This is a genomic window from Bradyrhizobium sp. NBAIM08 (genome assembly GCF_020193935.1).
Lineage (GTDB): Bacteria > Pseudomonadota > Alphaproteobacteria > Rhizobiales > Xanthobacteraceae > Bradyrhizobium > Bradyrhizobium yuanmingense.
The window spans coordinates 1-398 of record NZ_JADYVR010001041.1; the positions used below are offsets into that span (position 1 = coordinate 1).

General features: G+C 75.9%; 1 protein-coding gene. It reads left to right on the forward strand.

Translation table 11 applies throughout. The features are described from left to right. Positions 1–28 precede the first annotated feature (28 nt). The gene (locus I6F37_RS43360) at positions 29–265 is read left to right on the forward strand and encodes a hypothetical protein (RefSeq protein ID WP_225154888.1); all 237 of its coding nucleotides are present in this window, start codon (positions 29–31) and stop codon (positions 263–265) included. Positions 266–398: the final 133 nt, after the last annotated feature.

Consider the following 398-nt stretch of genomic DNA (forward strand, 5'->3'; position numbering starts at 1 on the left):
GTGTTCGTCCGTGACCTAGGATCGGGGCGTGGCCTTCCACCCCGTCGAACCGTCGGCGAAGCACGTCTGGGTCCGGGCGACCGGCGAGCACGGCCAGCCGGTCGCCGGGGTCGTGGTGGCCTGGCAGCACGCCCCGCTGCACAACGTCGCCGGGTCGGACCGGCAGGCCCTGGTCGCCACCACCCCGTTCGACGACGCCCTGGTCGTCCGCTGGTTCGACGCGTCGCGCCTGGTCGAGCTGCGCGACGCCTCGCCGGGCCCGTGAGGCCGCCGACCCCCTCGCGGCGCCACGTCTGGGTGGACGTCAGCGGCGGCTACACCTGCCCCGGCCTGGTGATGGCCTGGCGCCGCGAGCTGACGGGCTGGGAGGCCCAGGTCGCCGTGGTGCGCGACCGGAC